The organism is Deltaproteobacteria bacterium, from assembly GCA_020845895.1.
GTDB lineage: Bacteria > Lernaellota > Lernaellaia > JACKCT01 > JACKCT01 > JADLEX01.
Map to the genome: position 1 here is coordinate 1 of JADLEX010000027.1, position 18,899 is coordinate 18,899.

Here is an 18,899-nt window from a genome sequence, read left to right on the forward strand (position 1 = left end):
CGCCCGCCGCCATCGCAAGCGGCCATCGACGCATTCCGTGTGAGGCGACGAGCAGTGCGACGGCAAACGTCGTGATCGCCATGTTGAAAAGATGGTCGTCGAAGGCAAGTGCGCCGACATACGCGAGCGGAAGCGTCGCCGCGACGATCGCGCTCCATGCCGCGCCGCCCGGTCCCGCCAGCATCGCCCCGATCCACGCCGCGCTCGCGGCCAGCAGCGCGAACCACAGGATCTGCCCGCGCATCAGCGACGCGTACGACGTCCCCCACGTGCGCATGGCGGCGTCCGTCGCGGCAAACGCCGGCGAGTCGATGGGCAGCGATCCCCACAGATCGTCGAAACGCAGTTCGTGAAAACGCACGAGCGCCTGCGGCAGCGGCGGATGGGGGCGCGACGCGAAGATGGGCGGCGCATGGCGATTCCACGTGTCCATCGCGACCGCCGCGCCGCAAATCGCCGCGACGACAATGATCGCGGCGAGAACGACCGCGCGCGCGCGCGCCGGGGCCGTATCGGGAACGGGGGGCATTCCCCGGTTTTCGCACATTCCCCCGGCGATGCAACGCCGAACGGCGCGGGGTCGATCACACGCCTTTTTCGAAGAGCGCGTCCACGAATTCGACCGCGTCGAAGGGGCGCAGGTCGTCGATCTTTTCGCCGATGCCGATGAAGCGGATCGGCACGTTGAGCTCGTCGCAGATGCCGACGATGCAGCCGCCCTTCGACGTGCCGTCGAGCTTCGTGAGGATCAGGCCCGTCAGATCGATCGCCTCGTTGAAGGTCTTGGCTTGCTGAATCGCGTTCTGCCCGGTGGTGGAGTCGAGGACGAGCACGGTTTCGTGCGGCGCGTCGGGGACGATCTTGCCCATGACGCGCTTGGTCTTCTTCAATTCTTCCATCAGGTTCGATTTTGTGTGCAGCCGGCCGGCGGTATCGACGAGCACCACGTCGGCCCCGCGCGCCACTGCCGCCTGCACCGCGTCGAAGGCCACCGCCGACGGGTCCGCGCCCGACGCCTGTTTGATGATCTCGCAGCCGACGCGCTGGCTCCAGATCTCGAGCTGCTCGATCGCCGCCGCGCGGAAGGTGTCGCCCGCGGCCATGATGACCTTCTTGCCCTCGCGCGTGAACTGCGCGGCCATCTTGCCGATCGTCGTCGTCTTTCCCACGCCGTTGACGCCCACGACCATGATGACAAAGGGCTTCGCGCCAGAGGTTTCCAGCGGAATCGCCTCGGTCTTCATGATGTCGAGGATCAGTTCCTTGAGCACGGTGCGCAGGCCGTCCATGTCCTCAATCTTGCGTTCCTTCACCAGCTTGCGGGCGTTTTCGAGCAGGCTGAACGCCGTCTGCACGCCGAGATCCGCCGTGATGAGCGCCTCTTCGAGGTCCGCGTACAGATCTTCGTCGATCTTCGATCGGCCGGTCAGGATCGCGTCGATCTTGCCGACGAGCCCGCCCGCCGTTTTGGCGAGCCCCTGCTTCAGCCGCTGGAAGAGCGAGAGCTTCGGCGCTTCTTCGACAACTCCCTCGGCGGCTTCTTCCTCGGCTTCGTCGGCTTGGGCCGCCTCGGCGAGTTCCGCGAGTTCGGCCTCGATCGCCTCGTCATCGGGCTCTTCTTCGACGGCGGGGATGGGCGCGATCGCTTCGGCTCCGGCACCCTCACCCTCGACCGCGAAGCCCTCACCCCCGACCCCTCTCCCGTCCGACGGGCGAGGGGAGACGGCTTCGTCGAGATCCTCAGCTTCGGCGAGCAGTTCCGCCTCGATGTCCTCGTCCGAGTCCGTGGCGTCGTCGTCGAGTTCGTCGGCCGGCTCGACGTCGATCTCTTCCGTTCGCCCGGCGGCGAGTCGCTTGCGCAGCCGCGTGAGGCGGATCAGCAGCCACATGAGGAACAGCGCCGTCAGCATCAGGTTCGGCGCGGTCACGGTCGGGTTCATGAGACCCGTCTGTTCGAGCACGGCGTTGAAGTCGTTCAGCACCGGCGCCCAAAAACGGGCCAAAAACTCCCCGATCAGGGGGATGTCGAGCCAATTCATCGGTTGTTCCGTAAATGAATGGAACGCGCCACGTCGGCGCGCGCGAACGATCTACAATAATTGACCGGTGAACTCAACCGAGCCCGAACCGCGCGTCTCGTGTCCGAGGGTCAGACCTCGGCCAGCGCCTGCGCCGTGAGATGGATGCGGCGCGCGTCGCGTTCCACGCGTGCGACCGCGTCATCGGTGTAGGGGATGTATCGCTCGCGCGCCCCGCTGCCCACGACCAGCACGTCGTTGCTGCCCGTGGCGAACAGGCGCGTCACCGTGCCGAGCTCGCCGCCCCGGTGATCGACGACCGTCATGCCCTCGAGCTCGTACCAGTAGAATTCGCCCTCGGGCAAAGGAGCGATCTCGTCCGCGCCCGCGAGCACCTGCGCACCGATCCACGGCTCCACGTCCTCGATCCGATCCAGGCCCGCCAGTTTCATGATGGAAAACCCGCGCTGGGGGCGCGTGCGCTCCACGTCGAACGCGCGCTCGGCCGCGCCCTTGCGCAGCGTCACGCGCTTTACGCGGTCGAGGTTCTCGGAAACTCCCGCGGGAGGATACGCGCGGAACTCCCCGCGCAGGCCGTGCGTCTTGGACACGGTGGCGAGGAGCACAAGGGACTTCTCGGACGTCGCGGGCGACTTTGCGGTCGTCTCGCCCGGCGGCCGGTCCGTCAATCCACGATCTCCAGTGCGTACCGGTGTCGGTCGCGGACGCCTGCGGCCGTCAGCAGCGCCCGGATCGCCCGGGCGGTGCGTCCGCCCCGGCCGATCACCTTGCCCAGGTCGTCGGGGGCCACGTGCAGTTCGAGGTGCGTCTCGTCGACCCCGTCGTCGATGCTGATCTCGACGCGGTCGGGTTCGTCGACGAGCGCCCGCGCGACGTGCTCCACCAGATCGGCGACGCGGTCGGCCCGTTCCGTGTCCAGGTCGGACGCGGTTGTGTCGCCGGTGTCGGACGGATCGGCGGTGTCGGACGTGTCTTCGTTATCGATCGTGTCTTCGGTGTCGATCATGGTTGCCTCCGGATCAGAGGCCCTTGGCCTTCATCAGGCTCTTCACGGTCACCGAGGGCTGCGCGCCTTTGGCGATCCAGTCCTTGAGCGCGTCTTCCTGAAACACCACGCCGTCGGTCGCCTTCATCGGGTCGTAATGCCCAATCTGATCCACGAAACGCCCTTCGCGCGGGCTTCGCGAGTCGGCCACCACGATGCGGTAGAAGGGAGCCTTTTTCGCGCCCATGCGGCGCAGTCGGATACGTAGAGCCATCGATTCCGTCCTTTCGCGTCCCGGCCGATACCCGGCCGGAGCTGTTCGGCCGCCGTGCGGCCGGTTTCATGTCGGCATCAGTGCCGTTTCTTCTTTCGTACCGCTTTCATCGCGGCCTTGGCCGCGCCGCCGCCCGCGCCGGGGATCTTCATCCCGCCCGGCATGCGTCCGGCCGCGCCCATCTTCGTCATCTGAGTAATCATGGTCCGGGCCTGCTGGTATTTTTTCACCAGGTTGTTCACGTCCTGGATCGTCGCACCGCTGCCCCGGGCCACGCGGTTGCGTCGCGAGCCGTTGAGCACCGTGTAATCGCGGCGTTCCTCGTGCGTCATCGAGTTGATCATCGCCTCGATTTTTGTCAGTTCGCGCTCGTCGGGCTGCATGCCCATGACCGCTTTCATCTTGTTCATGCCCGGCAGCATCGACATGAGCTGGTCGAGGCTGCCCATCTTGCGCACCTGTCGGAGCTGGTCGCGGAAGTCTTCGAGCGTGAACTCGTTCTTGCGGAGCTTTCGCTCCATCTCCTCGGCGGCCTTTTCGTCCATCATGGACTCGGCGCGCTCGATGAGCGTCATGATGTCGCCCATGTCGAGGATGCGCCCGGCCATGCGGTCGGGATGGAAGGCTTCGAGGGCCTCCATCTTTTCGCCGACGCCGACGAGCTTGACCGGCTTGCCGAGCACCGCCTTGATCGACAGGGCCGCGCCGCCGCGGGCGTCCGAGTCCATTTTCGTCAGCACGACGCCGGTGATCTCGACGCGGTCGTTGAAGGTCTTGGCGACGTTGACGGCTTCCTGGCCGGTCATGGCGTCGGCGACGAAGAGGATCTCGGACGGCTTCATCGAAGCCTTGATGTCCTCGAGCTCCTTCATCATCGCGTCGTCGATCGACAGACGACCGGCGGTGTCGATCAGCATCACGTCGTGGCCGTAGCGCTCGGCCTCCTCGCGGGCGAGGCGGCAGATGTCGCGCGGGTTCATGCCCGGGCGCGAATCGTAAACCGGCATGTCGATCTGCGCGCCGAGCGTCTTGAGCTGGTCGATGGCCGCCGGGCGATAGACGTCGGCGGGCACCAGATAGGGGCGGCGGCCCTTGCGACGCAGGAACAGCGCGGTCTTGCCGACACTGGTCGTCTTGCCCGAGCCCTGAAGCCCCACGAACATGATGGAGATCGGTTTGGGGCCGGAGAGTACGAGGTCCTGGCCCTTGCCGCCCATCAGCTCGGCGAGTTCGTCGTGGACGATCTTGACGAACTGCTGTCCGGGCGAGAGGCTCTTCATGACCTCGACGCCCATGGCCCGTTCCTGCACGCGGGCGAGGAAGTCGCGCACGACGCGGAAATTCACGTCCGCCTCGAGAAGGCTCATGCGAACCTCCTTGAGGGCGTCCTGAATATTCGATTCCGAGAGCTTTCCGTGCCCCTTCAATTGCTTGAAGACGCCGGAAAGCCGATCCGACAAACTCTCGAACATGCCTGATTTCCGCGTTGCAAAAACACGTCACCGACCCACCGGGGCCCGGCGACAAGCGGCGGAATATAATCGTCCGGTCCCGCGAAAGTCAAGTTTCGGCGACACGCGTTCGGCGGGCGGGGGGGCGGATCGATCGGAATCGGGACGGGAGTTTTCCGCCGCAAGGTACGTCGCGCCGGTTTGCCGCCCGCGCGAGGCGCGGTTATGATGCGTTCGGTCGTTTCCCCCTGAGGATGTCAAAACGAAATCGGAGAGCGCGCCGATGCACGACGCCGATCGGAAAAACCTCGTGATGGTCCGCCCCGGGCGGCCCGGCCACGTCGAGAGCTTCTTTTTCAAGGTCAACGACCCCGGCCAGGCGTGGAGTCTGTGGGTCAAGTTCACGATCCTCACCCCGTCCGCGCCGGGCGCCGAGCCGCTGGTGAGCGTTTGGGCGACGCGCATTTCGGCGAAGAATCCCAAGCGCAGCGTGGGCATCCGCAACACGATCCCGCTGGGCAAGTGTCGGTACGACGCCGCCCGGGCGGGCCTCGTCGTCGGGCCTTGCGAGTTCGGCCCGGGCTTCACGCGCGGGCGGCTGCGCGACGCGATGGGGCAGGAGATCGCGTGGGATCTGACCTTCGACGCGTCCGGCGACGCGCTGGCGCTCTACCCCCACGAACTGATGTACAAACTACCGTTCCCCAGGTTCAAGGTCGCGAGTCCGTACGTCGATACGCGCGCGGCGGGCTGGTTCGACGTGGGCGGCACGCGCAAGACCTTCGCCGATCTGCCCGCCATGCAGGGCCACAATTGGGGCAACGCACACGCCGAAACCTACGCGTGGATGCACTGCAACGCCTTCGATCAGGGGCCGGGGATCGTCTTCGAGGGATTCTCGGCCAAGATCCGCATCGCGGGTTGGCGGACGCCGTTCATCTCGGCGGCGGCGCTTCGCTGGGAAAACCGGTGGTACCGCTTCAACGGGCGGCGCGCCCTATTCGCGCGCGACATCGCAATGAACCGCCAGAGTTACGCCGCCACGCTCCACAACGACGAATTCGAGCTGCGGGCCATCGGTGTCGCGCACCGGCAGGATTTCGCGGGACTCATGTACCCCAACCCAGATTTCTCGCACCGGCTGTGCGTCAATTCCGGCGTCGCCAACGTGACGGTGGAACTGGCGAACCGGCGCACCGGCGACCGCCTCGTGAAGCTCACCTCGACGCACGGCGGCATGCTGGAACTGATCTCGCCGGCGAACTGGTGCGACGTGTGCATCTTCGTGCCGCCGTGGAGCGGCGCCGACGAGACGGGCACACTGGGCGAACCGTAGGGGCGCGATTCATCGCGCCCTGGCTCAGATCTCCTCGCGCGAGAGCACGTACGCCGTCAGCACGCAGCACGTGAACACGTAGGCGACGCACGCAACCGAGTGAAACGCCCACGCGCCGGCGGGAAACCCGACCTGCCGGAAGTATTCGTAGTCGGGCACGAAGCGGCTGTAGGTCGGCGTGACGTAATACGCGGTCTTCGCCATCGCGCCGAGTCCGGTGCGGATCCATGAATCCGCGCCCCCCGCATCGAGGCTGTTGCCCACGTAGCGCCACCAGTGTTCCCACGAAAGGCCCAACATCAGGAAGATCGTGATGGGCTTGGGCGAGACGAACGACACGAGTTGCGCGAGCGCGAGCACCGCGAAGATCGCGGGCAGCACCGAGAGCTGCATGACGAGAATGTCGAGCGAGGGCTGCCACCCCCGCAGAATCGACGCGATAAAGGCGACGGCGGTGGCGACAACGAGCAGAAGCGTCACGTACGCCATGCCGCCCAGCAGCACGCCGAACACCGCGTCGAAGCGGCGCACCGGTTTGGTGAGCAGGGTGCGCGCGGTGTAGGACGCGAGCTCGCCCGAGAAGATCGACGCGCCGATCCAGATCGCGGCGAGGAGCGCTCCGCCGCGCGCGGCGCGCATGCCGAACTCCATAAGCCCCGTGAGGCTCGACTGCGACGTCACGTCCGATCGCATCCCCATGACGAGCATGAGCACGACGAAGGCGAACGCGTACAAGCCTTTCAGGTAATGTGCGCGCGCCATGCGTTTCCAGGTATAGCCGGCGAGGACGAGGATCTTCATTCGACCACCTCGTTTTCGCCGACGACCTGGATGAAGTAGTCCTCGAGGCTCTGGCGACGGCGATCCACGCTCTCCACCTGCCCGCCGCGCCGTGCGATTTCGGCGCTCGCCTCGGCAAGGCCGTGCGTGTCGGTCACGGTGAGCGACCACATCCGGTCCGCCGGGCGGCTCTCGGCGAGCGGCTCGCCCTCCAGCGCGTAACGCACCTCGAGGCCCTGATCGGCGAGCACGAGGTCGTCCGGGGTCAGCTCGCGCACCACGAGGCCGTCTTTGATGATCCCCACCCGGTTGCAGGTGCGTTCGACCTCGGAGAGCGTATGCGAGTTGATGAAAAACGTCGTGCCCTTCGCCGCGAGGTCGTTGATGACGTCGCGGAAACGCCGCCGCCCGACGGGGTCCAGGCCGCGCGCGGGCTCGTCGAGGATGATGAGTTCGGGACTCGGCAGGATCGCCTGCGCGAGGCCGATGCGCTGGCGCATCCCCTTGGAGTATCCGGTCATGCGCCGGTCCGCGGCCTCGGCCACGCCGACGAGTTCCAGCACACGCTGCACCTCGTCGCGAAGCGCGGCCTTGGGCATGCCGTTGAGGCGTCCGTAGATCGTCAGCAGCTCGCGGCCGGTCAGTCCCGTGAAAAAATTCGAGTCCTCGGGGCAATAAGAGATTCGGCGGAAGGTGTATTCCGGCGGCGGATTGTCGTGGCCGAACACCACCACCTGACCGTCGGTGATGGGCGACATGCCGAGCATGCAGCGCACCGTCGTCGTCTTGCCCGCGCCGTTCTTGCCGAGGAAGCCGTACACGTCGCCCCGGCGCACGGAAAGATTCACGCCGCGCAGGGCCTGCACGATGCGTTTTCGCCAGCGGCCCGCGCGAAACTCCTTGATGAGGCCGCGGCACTCGAGCAGCATTTCGCTCATGGCGCGGCCCCTTCCGGCACGTCTCCCGCGCTCGGGTTCGCGTCGAAGGGCGCGGGCGCATTGCGCGATCCGCTGCGCAGCCCCTCGTCGATGAGGTTTCGAAGCCGCGCGTCGTTCGCACGCCACGGGCCGCGTTTCGAGGCCATCACGTGCCCGGTCTTGCTGATGAGGTATGACGTGGGCATGTCCGTCGCGTGGTACACGTCGGCGACCCGCCCGCCGTTGTCGAACAGGATCTGCGCCGCGCTGCCGCGCTCGGCGATGAACTGCTCGATTTCGCTCTTCGACTGGCTCTGCGCGAGAAACAGGATCGCGAGGCCCCGATCGCGGAACTCCTTCGCGAGCGTTCGCGCTTCCTCGAGCTGGAGCACGCAGTCCTCTTTTTTCGTGCTGCCGAAGACGACCCAGACGACGTAGCCGCGAAGCTGCGACAGGCGGGTCGAGTCGTCGTCCGTGCGCTTCAGCGAAAAGTCGGGCGCGACCTCGCCGTCCTGGATCAGACCGAGGTTGTCGTAGAGCGGCGTGCCCTTCGCGATCCAAACGAGGGCCAGGCTCACCGCCAGCGCGATCGCGAGGGGCAGGCGGCGGCGCAGCGCATCGGAATGAAGGTCGGATTCGCTCATGCGTCCATTATGGCGGCGCGGCGCGAGTTCACAAGTCGGTTCGGCGCGCTCAGAGGGCCTGGACGAACCGGCACTCGGGCGTGACGTTGATGATGTTGGGGACGAGTTCGGGGTACTGGGCGCACTGGTTGTCGGCGATGTCGTCCACCGGGTCGGGCGGCGAGTGCACGATGTCGCACGCCCAGCCGGTCACGATCTGCTCCGCGACGCAGGGACCCTCGGACAGGTCGATCAGGCTTTCCCCCGCGAGGTTGCACTGGATCACGCAGTTTCGGCAGGGCTCGAACGAATCCTGCTCGGCCAGATCGGCGCACTCGGCGTCGGGATCGGTCCACACCCACGGATTTCCGCCCGAGTCGTCGTCATCCGCGTCGTCGTCGCCCGCGTTGTCGTCGTCGTCGTCATCGTCGCCACCGTTGCAGGCGGACACGACCATGCCCGCGGCGGCGATGAGCGCGAGCGTCGCGAGCGCGAGATTCCACCGAGAGACAAACGATCGACGCATCCGACGTTCCTTTCCCCAATCGGCCCAAAAACCCGGCACGGCCATGCGCGGACCATACCATGGCGTTGGGGCTTTGGGCAGCCCATCGCGGCCTCCCGCCTTGCCCGGCATGGGCGTTCGCGATAGCGTTCGGGGCGGAGGTGCTGCCGTGTTCGAGCCCGTCGTTTGCGAATCGCACGCCAAGGTGAACCTGCGTCTCGAGGTGCTGGCCCGACGTGACGACGGCTATCACCTGCTCCAGATGATCAACGCGCGGATTGCCCTGGCCGACCGCATCCGGTTCGAGCCCGCCGAGTCGGGCATCGCCCTGACCTGTTCCCGCTCCGATCTGCCGTGCGACGAAACCAATCTCGCCTGGCGCGCGGCGGCGGCGCTCTTCGAGCACGCCGGTTACCCGGGCGGCGTGCGGATCCACATCGACAAACGCATCCCCGTCGCGGCGGGGCTCGGCGGCGGTTCGGGCAACGCGGCGTGCGTGCTGGCCTCCCTCAACGAATTGCTTGGGCTCGGCGTGAGCGACCGCGACCTCTCCGCGATCGGTCTGCGGCTGGGGGCCGACGTGCCGTTTTTCCTCTTCGGCAAACCCGCGGTGGTGCGCGGGATCGGCGAGGACATCGAACCCTTCGAGGTCGCCGCCGACATTCCCATCGCGCTCCTCAATCCCGGCGTAGGGCTCTCGACCGCCGACGTTTATCGGCGCGCGTCGGCGACGCTGGACCTGCCGAAAAAGCCTTCGACGCTCCCGCGACGACTGAACGATGCCGAAGAAGTCGCCGCCGAAATGCACAACGACCTCGAAGCCCCCGCGCGCGCCCTGTGCCCCGCGATCGACGACCTGCTCGCGCATCTGCGCGACCGCGACGCTCTCGCCGCGATGGTCAGCGGTTCCGGTCCGTCGGTTTTCGGCGTCTTCGCCACGCACGACGCAGCCCGGGCCGCCGTTTCCGACATGCCGGACGGGGGCTGGCTCGCGATCGCCACCCGAACGATCTGACCGCCGCGCCGCAATCCGACCTCGGGGTTCGGGCGCCGTAGGGGCGCGATTCATCGCGCCCTCCCCACCCAAGTTCTAACCGACGTCTAAAATAGCCCTCCTAAGTGCTCGAAATCGCAGTTATTTGTTAGATTTCTCCCTATTTTGTGTCACCCTTTTGTCATCGAAACGCGACAGCCGAACCCGTCCGCGTAGAATCCCGCCCGAGAATGCCCTCGGTGCGTAAACGCTCGGGGGATGGCGCCCCGCCGGATCGCTGCCGGGGCGAATCGAACGAGCCCGAGGAAAGAGCCCATGGAGGCCGCCGCCCGCCAGATGGTTCCCGAATCGGAAGCGCCGCTGTTTCCGCTGATGCTGCGCATCGAGCGCCGTCGCGCCGTCGTGTTCGGCGGCTCGACCGTCGCGGCGGAAAAAGTCCGCGCGCTCCGCGCCTGCCGCGCGGACGTGACGGTCATCGCACCGAATCTGTGCGACGAGCTCGCGGCGCTCGCGATTCGCGGCGAGATCACCCACGTCGCCCGCGATTATCGCGAGGGCGATCTGGCCGGGGCTCGCCTCGCCGTCTCCGCGCTGAGCGACGACGCCACGAACCGCGCCATCGTCGGCGAAGCTGAGCGAAGCGGCGTGCTGCTCAACGTCGTCGACGTGCCCGCGCTGTGCGAGTTCTTATCGCCCTCGGTCGTGCGCCGGGGCGACCTCGTCATCGCCGTGTCGACTTCGGGCCGCGCGCCGGGCGTGGCGGCCGCGCTGCGCCGCCGCCTCGACCTGCAGTTCGGGCCTGAATACGAAGCCTACATGGAACTCCTCGCGCAGACGCGCTGCCGCCTGAAAAACATGGACGGCATCGGCTACGAGCGCCGACGCGACATTCTGAACGACGTGATGGACCTCGACGTGCTGCCGCTCCTTCGCGACGGACGGCACGCGGAAGCGAGGAAGGTGGTGGACGAATGCGTCTCGCGCTCATTGGCGTAAACCACAAGACGGCGCCGCTCGACGTGCGCGAGCGGCTCGCGTTCGCCGACGACCGGATGAGCGAAACGCTGCTCGCGCTGCACGCGTTCACGGGCGCCGACGGCAAACGCATCATCGATGAATGCGTCGTGCTGTCCACCTGCAACCGCACCGAATTCTACTGCGTCTATAACTGCGACATCTTCAACTTCCCGGCCCTCGCGCGCTTCATCGCCGAGCGGCGCGACCTCGCCACCGACGACGTCAGCCCGCACCTGTACAACCTCTCGGGCCAGGCGGCTGTAAAGCATCTGTTCCGCGTCGCGTCGGGCCTCGAATCCATGGTCATCGGCGAGCACCAGATCACCGGGCAGGTCAAGTCGGCGTACGAGGCCGCGGTCGCTTGCCACACCAACGGTCCCTTCACCAACAAACTCTTCCACCTCGCCTTCCGCACCGCCAAGCAGGTGCGCAGCGAGACGAAGATCGGCGTCGGCTCCACCTCCGTCAGCCAGGTCGCGTGCGACCTCGCGCGCGAGCACTACCACGACCTCGCGGAGCGCCGCGCGCTCATCGTCGGCGCGGGCGAAACCGGCGCGCTGGCCCTGCGTCACCTGCGCGAGCGCGGGCTCTCGCGCATCACAATTCTCAACCGCACCGTGGCGAAGGCCGAGGCGCTGGCCGTGGAGCACGCGGCGGCGTTCGGTCCCCTGGGCGAGTTGCCCCGGTATCTGGCGACCGCGGACGTGGTCGTCTCGGCGACGAGCGCGCCCCACATGGTCGTGACCGAGGCGCAGCTTCGCACGGCGATGGCCGGGCGCATAGAGCCGGTCCACCTGTTCGACATCGCCGTGCCGCGCGACATCGAGCCCGGCGTGCGCAACGTGCGCGGCGTGACGCTGCACGACATGGACGACCTGCAGGCGCACGTCGAACGCAACGTCGAGCGGCGCAGCGAGGAGCGGCACGCGGCGTTCAAGATCGTCGAGAACGCGGCGGAGGAGTTCGTCGGCTGGCACCTGACGAATCAGATGACGCCGGCGATCACCGAGCTGCGCAACATGGCCGAGTCGATCCGCGCGAAGGAGATCGAGAAGCTGCGCACGCACCTGTCCGAAGAAGACTACGCGCGCGTCGAAGCCGTAACCCGCACGATCATGAATAAAATGCTGCACCAGCCCATCGTCACCCTCAAACAAGCGGCGATGACGCAGGACGGCCAACAGGTCGAGACGGTGCTGCGGGCCATGATGGGGGCGGGTGGGTAAGCGCGAGGTTCGTTGGGCGCGGGAGCCTGATAGGCGCGGGAGCCTGATAGGCGCGGGAGCCTGATTTCATCCTGCGCGTAGCTTACACTGCCATCCTGAGCGCTTTTTTTGTCATCCTGAGCGAAGCGAAGGATCTTGCCTCGATTCACACCAGACCCTTCGCTTCGCTCAGGGTGACATGAGGGCTGCTGAGGGTGACATGAGGGCTGCTGAGGATGACATGAGGGCTGCTGAGGATGACATGAGGGCTGCTCAGGGTGACACAGATGATCGCTCAACGTGTGACATGTAGGGGCTACTCCGCTCATTCGGCATGGTGAATGGCCGGCCGATATCCCTCGCCGCGCCACGTGAACCAAGCCGTCCCGAGCACGCCGAACGCGAAGGCCGTCCATAGATTGAGGCGCGGGTCCACGTTCCACAAAAACGCCCCCGCGAACGCCGCCACGGCCACCACCGAATCGCGCATCAGGTAGTAGAGGCCGAAGACCGCGGCCTTTCGTCCCTCGGGCGCGAGGTCGAGGATCAGCGCCTTGCGCGTGGGCTCGCCGAACTCCTTGAGCCCGCGCAGCACGAACGCGCCGACGAGCGGCCAGAATGAGTGCGAGAACATGAGCGCGACGGGGAATAGCGTGAAAAAGACAAAGGTTGTGAGCACCCAGGGTTTCTTCTCCGTGCGGTCCGCCATGTACGCGACGGGCAGGTAGATCAGCACCGCGGTCGCCATCTCCACCGTCGTGAGGATGCCGAATTGAAAACCCGTCACCGGGTGCTCGATGGTCTTCATGCACCACACCACGGCGAAGGCGTAAGGGATCTGCTCGCAAAAGCGAATGAGGATGTCCGAGACGAGCAGCCGACGCAGCGCCGAATTCATGTGCGCAAACAGGCGCAGCGGATTTTTCTCGGGCGTCGCGCGGTCCGCCTCGCGATCCTCGGGAATCAATTTTTGCTGGAGCACGCACGCCAGCAGCGCCATGGCGAGCGCGGCCACGAATGCGTACCGCACACCCGTCGTCTCGCCGTACGCGTCGATCAACGCGCCGCCGAGCAGGGGGCCGAGCGCCATGGGCACACGACGCACGAGCGAGTGCATCGCGACGCCCATGGTGCGCTGGCCGGCGGGCAGCACGCGACTGACCAGACTCATTGTCGCGGGCAGCGAAATGGCGGTCCACGACAAAAAGAAAAACGAGCCGACGATCACCGCACCCCAGCTCGGCACGGCGATGACGATGACGAACCCGAACATCGCGAGCAGGTTGAAAATCAGCAGCGCGCGGCGCGCGCCGTAGCGGTCCGACAGCCATCCGCCGGGGACCGCGTAGAGGGCCGAGAGCAGGTTGTCGAGGCCGTTGAGCAGCCCGATCGAGATGGCGCCGCCGCCCATCGCCAGCAGGTACACCGGCAAAAAACGCTCGGCGATCTTCTCGCCCATGCCGACGAGGATCACCGCGCCGAGCAGCCCGACCATGCCGCCGCGTAAGCCGAGAAACGCGGCGATGCGGCGGTTGTCGGTCATCGTGGATTTCCGTCCCATTTTGTGGCGAACACTATTCGCGATCGGCGTCAGAGCGACGTTTACACCGGTTCGTTCGCGGCGAGAACATGATCGCGCCCGCCCCTTGAACACCGCCCGCGCGCCCGGTAGATTGCCGCGTCATGCGCAAGGTCGTCATCGGAAGTCGCGGAAGTCAGCTCGCCCTTTGGCAGTCGGAACACGTGCGCGATTGGCTCACGGCCCGGCACCCGGGTTTCGAGTTCCCCATCGAGATCATCCACACGATGGGCGACAAGATCCTCGACGTGCCCCTCGCCAAAATCGGCGACAAGGGCCTGTTCACCAAGGAGATCGAAAACGCGCTGCTCGATCGGCGCATCGACCTCGCCGTGCACAGCCTCAAGGATCTGCCGACGAAGCTCGAAGCCGGTCTCGCCATCGGCGCGGTCAGCGTGCGCGAGGACGTGCGCGACGCGTGGGTGAGCCGGCGCGGCGTCGCCCTGGCCGATCTGCCCGAGGGCGCGACCATCGCCACGTCCAGCCTGCGCCGACGCAGCCAGCTATGGGCGAAGCGGCCCGACCTGCGCATCGTGGACATGCGCGGCAATCTGAACACGCGCATGCGCAAACTCGATGAGTCGGAGGAGATCGACGGCCTCGTGCTCGCCGCCGCCGGGCTCGTGCGTCTCGGCTGGGAAACGCGCATCACGCACCGCATCGATTTCGATACGATCCTGCCCGCCGTGGGTCAGGGCGCGCTGGCCGTCGAGATCCGCGCCGACGACGCCGACACCGCCGCGCTGCTCGCCGCGTTCGCCGACGCGGATACGACGATCGCGGTTCGCGCCGAGCGCGCGTTTCTGCGGCATCTCGAAGGCGGCTGCCAGATCCCCATCGGCGCGCACGCGACCGTGAGCGCGGGGCGGGTGCGTCTCGACGGTTTGGTGGGGAGCCTCGACGGAAAACGCATTCTGCGCGACGCCGCCGAGGGCGACGCGACCGATCCCGAAGCCGTGGGGATCGCGCTCGCCGAGACGCTGCTCGCCGCGGGCGCCGACGTGATCCTCGCCGAGATTACCGCCGCCGCAAGAAGCTGATTTCTCGCCGGGACCGCCGCCCCGCTCCGCCATAGCTATGCGACGGCGAGAGCGCCGGCTCGGCATGTGGCACGGCCGCCCTCGGCCGTGCGGAGCACGAACAGGCGGGGGCGCCTGTTCCACATCGAAGGGATTTCTCGACTCCACGCCTGCGCGAACGCTTCTGCGCGTCGCTCGGGTCCAGATCCTTCGCTTCGCTCAGGATGACAGGTTTCCTCGAAGCCTCACGCCTCGCGCCTCACGCCCCGCGCCTCACGCCTCACGCCTCACGCCCCGAGCCTCAAGCCTTCTCAGCACCCGCAGCCGCCCGAGTCGTTGCCCTCGTCCGTATGTCGGTCATCGCCGTCGGCCGCGTCGTCGTCGCCGAGCGAAATGTCGTCGTCATCGGATTCGTCGTCGTCCGGCGGAACCCAGTCGTCATCATCATCCGCGTCGTCATCCGCGTCGTCGTCGGCATCGTCATCGGCGCCGGGCTCGACCGTGATGTAGTTGTTGCGCGCGTAGGTGTTCGACCCGCCGGGGCCGGTGACGCGCAGTTTGATCTTGTAGCGGCCCACCTCGGTAAAGGTGTGCGAGGGACTCTGGTCGCTCGACGTCTCGTCGTCGCCGAAATCCCACTCCCACTGCGTGATGCGGCAGCCGTTGTAGTCTTCGGAGTTGTCGAAGAAGTTCACCGTGTGCGGCGCGGGCCCGCGCAGGGGGGCGCCGGTGAAGTCGGCGACGGGCGGCGCGCACTTGATCGTGAGCGCTTCGTCCATCGTCGCGCTGCCGAAGGGCGTGGTGATGACGACGTCGTAATCGCCCACCGCCGCGCCGGTGAGGTCGAAGGTCGCCTCGGCCGCCGCGAGCGAGTTCACCGCGAGCGCCGTGGTGTTGATCTGCGCGCGCGACGACACGAGCTTCGCCGTCATGTCGAGCGTGAAATAGTTGCCGCCCAGATCCATCGTGAAGTCGGGATCGTTGTTGAACGCCTGGTGCGGCGTCGCCGACGTCAGCTCCGGCGCGGGCGAGGTGATCGTGAATCCGCCGGGAAGCGACCCGGTGCCCGCCGGGTTCGTCACCTCGACGTCGTAGATGCCCGGCCACGCGCCGACGAGGTTCAGGTCGCACGTCAGCTCGAAGGGGTCGGCGACGACCGCGTTCGCGCAGTTCACGCCTACCGAGGCGTCAGGGCGATAGAGCCGCGCGGTGGACGTGGCGGCGAAGGTCGCGCCGGTGATCGTCACGCCGGTCAGGCTCTCGGTGTTCTCGCCCGTATCGGGATCGATCGACGACACGAGCGGGACGGGCATGTCCCACACGTACTTTACGTCCTTCACGAAGGGGTCGTAGTAGGCGATGTGCGGCGCGTTGCGGCTGTCGAGGCCGAGGCTCGTGAACATGCCCGTGATCTCGTCGCCTTCGAGCACCTCGATTTGCCACTCGCCGGCCACCTTGGTCGCGTATTTCAGGTCGCCGTCGGAAAAGTACGTCACGTGCGGCGCGGCGTCGTCGCCCATCGCGATCGACGAATACTTGCCCGTGTCGTCTCCGCCGCACTCGATCTCGTCCCACTCCCAGCTTCCCGCGAGTTTTTTCAGGATCACCGCGCACTGGTCGCCGATCAGCGGGTCGAAGTGCATGGAGATGTACACGTTGTCGCCGATGTCCATGGCGATGCCGGTGTGCTCGCCGGTGCCATCGATATCCGCGGGATCGACCACGTCCTCCTCGTGCCAGCCGAGGCCGTCCAGCCACGCGAATTTCTGGTTCGACCACACGTCGTCGCGGTACGCCACGTTGGGCAGATCCACGGTGGAGAGCGCGATGGCAGTCCAGCTTCCCAGCCGCTCGCCGAACGCGTTGTACACGCTGTCGGGCGAGGTCTTCGACCACGCGTTCGCCCCGGTGCGCCACGCGACGCGCACGCCGTTGTCGTTCGACCATCCGTCGTCGTAATGGTACGCGGCCCACGCCTGTCCACTCGTGGTGAACGCGATGCTGATCCATCGGCCGCGGTCGTCCTCGTCCGAGTCCTCGATCGTCTCGTATTTCCACGTGTCGTCGTCGTCGAGGTACGCGAACATCGCCGCGTCGATCGCGTCGTCGTAATACGCGATGGCGGGTCGGTTCTTGATCGGGTTGATCGCGATGTCGCAGTAGTTGCCGACCTGGCCCGTGTCGATTTCGGTCACGTGCCAGCCGCCGAAATCGCGATAGGCGTACATCAGCCGCGCGAACGAGGCATCGTACCATGCGAGGTGCGGGCGGTCGTTGGAGTCCACGGCGAGCGCGGCCGACTGGCCCTGATCTCCCGCGCTGGCGACGGTTTCATAAACCCACGCGGCGCTCGCGGGCGCGGCGACCGTGAAGGTCAAAACGCAGACGATGGCGAACGCAAACATGACCCGGTGAAACATCCCACTCCCTCCCGAAAAAGGCATCAAAATCGGCAGCACAAATAACTTATCACGCGCGTGGGATCGGGTTCAAGGAAAATCGACGTCGATCTCGATCAGGATCGGATTGGGTTTCGCCCGGAGCCCGCCTTTCACGGCCCCGATTTCGATTGACAACCCCCCGTGCGCGGCGTAGGTTCGGGCGGCTTTCGGACCCATGGGGCCGAGAGAATTCACCGGCGGCGCGGCCGCAGGTATTCATCGGCGGCGCGGCCGCCATCAGGTTTCACCGCAACCGGAGTTTTCGATGGGCGAAGGCCCAAGTCGGAGCGATCGGCAGGGGCGTCTGGGCGGAAACCCACGCGGATCCATTGCGGCGAACCGACGGCTCGCCCTCTAATCCTACCCCGACCCTCTTCCGGTCCATGATTTCCGAGTGAATGAACCCGGCAACGCCCGTGCGCCCGCGCGCCGGAACGGAGCGATCATGACGCAGACGCAGACCCACATGGACGGTTCGGCGTACACCTTTCTTTACGCGTCGCGGCTCGTGGCGCGGCCCGTGACCGAAGGCGGGCGGCGCATCGGCACCGCGACGGATCTGGTCGCGCGGCGCTTGACGCCGTATCCGGAGCTCGAAGGGTTCGTGGTGCGGCGAAAAGGCAAGGAGTATTTCCTTCCCCTGGCCAAGGTTTCTCGCGCGGCACTCGAAGGGCGTGGCGCGATCGTCGCCCACGCGCACGATTTGACGGCGCTCGTGCACGACGACGACCGGTTCCTCGTGGCGGCGGTGCTGCTCGACAAACAGATCGTCGATGTGCAGGGCGCGAAGGTGGAACGCGTCAACGACGTGCACCTGCTCACCGTGGACGCGCACACCTACCTCGTGCACGTGGATGTGGGCTTGCCGGGCCTGCTTCGCCGTCTGGGTTTCGAGGGCGGCGTGCGCCGGATCGTGCGGACCTTCGGCCGCGACCTGAAGGACGACTGGATCTCGTGGCGATATGTGCAGACGTTGCAGGGGCGGCGCGGGCCGGGACCGATCCGCCTCGCGGTCGGCCACGAGCAGCTCCACGATCTGCACCCGGGCGAACTCGCCGACATTCTGGAGGATCTGGACAAGGAAGGCCGCATCGCGCTTCTGCACTCGGTCGATCCCGAGGTGGCCGCGAGCGCGCTGGAAGAGGTCGAGCCCGAGCTGGGCGCGGCCATCGTCAAGGAACTCGACCCCGAGGTCGCGGCCGACATCATGGAAGAGATGGAAGCCGCCGCCGCCGCGGATATCCTCGACGAGGTCACCGACGAACGCCGCGAGGACATCATCGACCGGATGGATGCCGAGGAGCGCCAGGAAATCGAAACGCTCCACACCTACGAGGACAAGTCGGCCGGCGCGCTGATGAGCACGGATTTCGTGGAGATCGCGGCCACCGCGACGGTCGCCGACGCGATCGCCGCCGTTCGCCAGTGGGCCGACGAGGTCGCCATGCTGCACTACGTCTACCTGCTCGACGACACCGGCACGCTCGTCGGCGCGGTGAGTCTCAAGCAGCTCATCCTCGCCCGGCCCGACACCCCCCTGCGAGAACTGGCGGGGATGCGTCTCGTCACCGTCTCGCCGGACGAGGACTGGTCGGACGTAGCCGAAAAGTTCTACAAGTACAACTTCCAGGCCATGCCGGTCGTGGACGAGAACGACCGGCTCGTGGGGGTCGTTTCGTTCCGGTCCAGCTTCGACGAACTCGTGCGTTATTACGTGAGAGAGGCGGCGTAGCG

General features: G+C 66.5%; 18 protein-coding genes. 6 read left to right on the forward strand and 12 right to left on the reverse strand.

What is annotated here, in order from left to right; all coding sequences use genetic code 11:
• The 6 genes from IT350_03185 to ffh all read right to left on the reverse strand — a co-directional run.
• The coding region (locus IT350_03185; protein ID MCC6157029.1) for a hypothetical protein at positions 1 to 529 on the reverse strand (529 nt) is incomplete at its 3' end.
• A gap of 55 nt (positions 530 to 584) precedes the next feature.
• Entirely contained in the window at positions 585 to 1,889 is a 1,305-nt protein-coding gene (gene ftsY / locus IT350_03190; protein ID MCC6157030.1) for a signal recognition particle-docking protein FtsY, read from the reverse strand.
• A gap of 260 nt (positions 1,890 to 2,149) precedes the next feature.
• Positions 2,150 to 2,707, reverse strand: coding sequence for a 16S rRNA processing protein RimM (gene rimM / locus IT350_03195; GenBank protein MCC6157031.1), 558 nt, complete (start codon positions 2,705 to 2,707; stop codon positions 2,150 to 2,152).
• Complete coding sequence (locus tag IT350_03200) at positions 2,704 to 3,045, reverse strand: KH domain-containing protein (GenBank protein MCC6157032.1); 342 nt, start codon at positions 3,043 to 3,045, stop codon at positions 2,704 to 2,706. The genes rimM and IT350_03200 overlap by 4 nt, the downstream gene beginning before the upstream one ends.
• Positions 3,046 to 3,058: 13 nt before the next feature.
• Complete coding sequence (gene rpsP, locus IT350_03205) at positions 3,059 to 3,298, reverse strand: 30S ribosomal protein S16 (GenBank protein ID MCC6157033.1); 240 nt, start codon at positions 3,296 to 3,298, stop codon at positions 3,059 to 3,061.
• Positions 3,299 to 3,375: 77 nt separating this feature from the next.
• Positions 3,376 to 4,770, reverse strand: a complete 1,395-nt coding sequence (gene ffh, locus IT350_03210) for a signal recognition particle protein (GenBank protein MCC6157034.1) — start codon at positions 4,768 to 4,770, stop codon at positions 3,376 to 3,378.
• Positions 4,771 to 5,032: 262 nt separating this feature from the next.
• On the opposite strand from ffh, the gene IT350_03215 reads away from it, so the two are divergent.
• The gene (locus tag IT350_03215) at positions 5,033 to 6,085 is read left to right on the forward strand and encodes a hypothetical protein (GenBank protein MCC6157035.1); all 1,053 of its coding nucleotides are present in this window, start codon (positions 5,033 to 5,035) and stop codon (positions 6,083 to 6,085) included.
• Between the two features lie 24 nt (positions 6,086 to 6,109).
• Here IT350_03215 and IT350_03220 read toward each other — a convergent pair whose 3' ends face one another.
• The 4 genes from IT350_03220 to IT350_03235 are packed head-to-tail and all read right to left on the reverse strand — an operon-like array spanning position 6,110 to position 8,931.
• Complete coding sequence (locus tag IT350_03220) at positions 6,110 to 6,886, reverse strand: ABC transporter permease (protein MCC6157036.1); 777 nt, start codon at positions 6,884 to 6,886, stop codon at positions 6,110 to 6,112.
• Complete coding sequence (locus IT350_03225) at positions 6,883 to 7,803, reverse strand: ABC transporter ATP-binding protein (protein ID MCC6157037.1); 921 nt, start codon at positions 7,801 to 7,803, stop codon at positions 6,883 to 6,885. The genes IT350_03220 and IT350_03225 overlap by 4 nt, the downstream gene beginning before the upstream one ends.
• Positions 7,800 to 8,426: a TlpA family protein disulfide reductase gene (locus IT350_03230; GenBank protein MCC6157038.1), complete on the reverse strand. Its 627-nt coding sequence runs from the start codon at positions 8,424 to 8,426 to the stop codon at positions 7,800 to 7,802. The genes IT350_03225 and IT350_03230 overlap by 4 nt, the downstream gene beginning before the upstream one ends.
• A 49-nt stretch (positions 8,427 to 8,475) precedes the next feature.
• On the reverse strand, positions 8,476 to 8,931 hold the full coding sequence (locus IT350_03235; GenBank protein MCC6157039.1) for a hypothetical protein: 456 nt from the start codon (positions 8,929 to 8,931) through the stop codon (positions 8,476 to 8,478).
• Between the two features lie 148 nt (positions 8,932 to 9,079).
• Here IT350_03235 and IT350_03240 point away from each other — a divergent pair, with 148 nt between their 5' ends.
• From IT350_03240 to IT350_03250, 3 genes are all read left to right on the forward strand, one after another.
• Positions 9,080 to 9,925 carry a 4-(cytidine 5'-diphospho)-2-C-methyl-D-erythritol kinase gene (locus IT350_03240; GenBank protein ID MCC6157040.1) on the forward strand — a complete coding sequence of 282 codons (846 nt, stop codon included), beginning with the start codon at positions 9,080 to 9,082 and terminating at the stop codon, positions 9,923 to 9,925.
• A gap of 294 nt (positions 9,926 to 10,219) precedes the next feature.
• Entirely contained in the window at positions 10,220 to 10,900 is a 681-nt protein-coding gene (locus IT350_03245) for a bifunctional precorrin-2 dehydrogenase/sirohydrochlorin ferrochelatase (GenBank protein ID MCC6157041.1), read from the forward strand.
• Positions 10,876 to 12,147: a glutamyl-tRNA reductase gene (locus tag IT350_03250; GenBank protein ID MCC6157042.1), complete on the forward strand. Its 1,272-nt coding sequence runs from the start codon at positions 10,876 to 10,878 to the stop codon at positions 12,145 to 12,147. The genes IT350_03245 and IT350_03250 overlap by 25 nt, the downstream gene beginning before the upstream one ends.
• Positions 12,148 to 12,451: 304 nt before the next feature.
• On the opposite strand, the gene IT350_03255 is transcribed toward IT350_03250, so the two are convergent.
• Entirely contained in the window at positions 12,452 to 13,669 is a 1,218-nt protein-coding gene (locus tag IT350_03255; protein ID MCC6157043.1) for an MFS transporter, read from the reverse strand.
• Positions 13,670 to 13,809: 140 nt separating this feature from the next.
• On the opposite strand from IT350_03255, the gene hemC reads away from it, so the two are divergent.
• On the forward strand, positions 13,810 to 14,745 hold the full coding sequence (gene hemC, locus IT350_03260; protein ID MCC6157044.1) for a hydroxymethylbilane synthase: 936 nt from the start codon (positions 13,810 to 13,812) through the stop codon (positions 14,743 to 14,745).
• Between the two features lie 290 nt (positions 14,746 to 15,035).
• Here the strand turns inward: hemC and IT350_03265 are convergent, their stop codons facing one another.
• Positions 15,036 to 17,144: a PKD domain-containing protein gene (locus IT350_03265; GenBank protein ID MCC6157045.1), complete on the reverse strand. Its 2,109-nt coding sequence runs from the start codon at positions 17,142 to 17,144 to the stop codon at positions 15,036 to 15,038.
• A gap of 466 nt (positions 17,145 to 17,610) precedes the next feature.
• Here IT350_03265 and IT350_03270 point away from each other — a divergent pair, with 466 nt between their 5' ends.
• Positions 17,611 to 18,897, forward strand: a complete 1,287-nt coding sequence (locus IT350_03270; protein MCC6157046.1) for a magnesium transporter — start codon at positions 17,611 to 17,613, stop codon at positions 18,895 to 18,897.
• Positions 18,898 to 18,899: the final 2 nt, after the last annotated feature.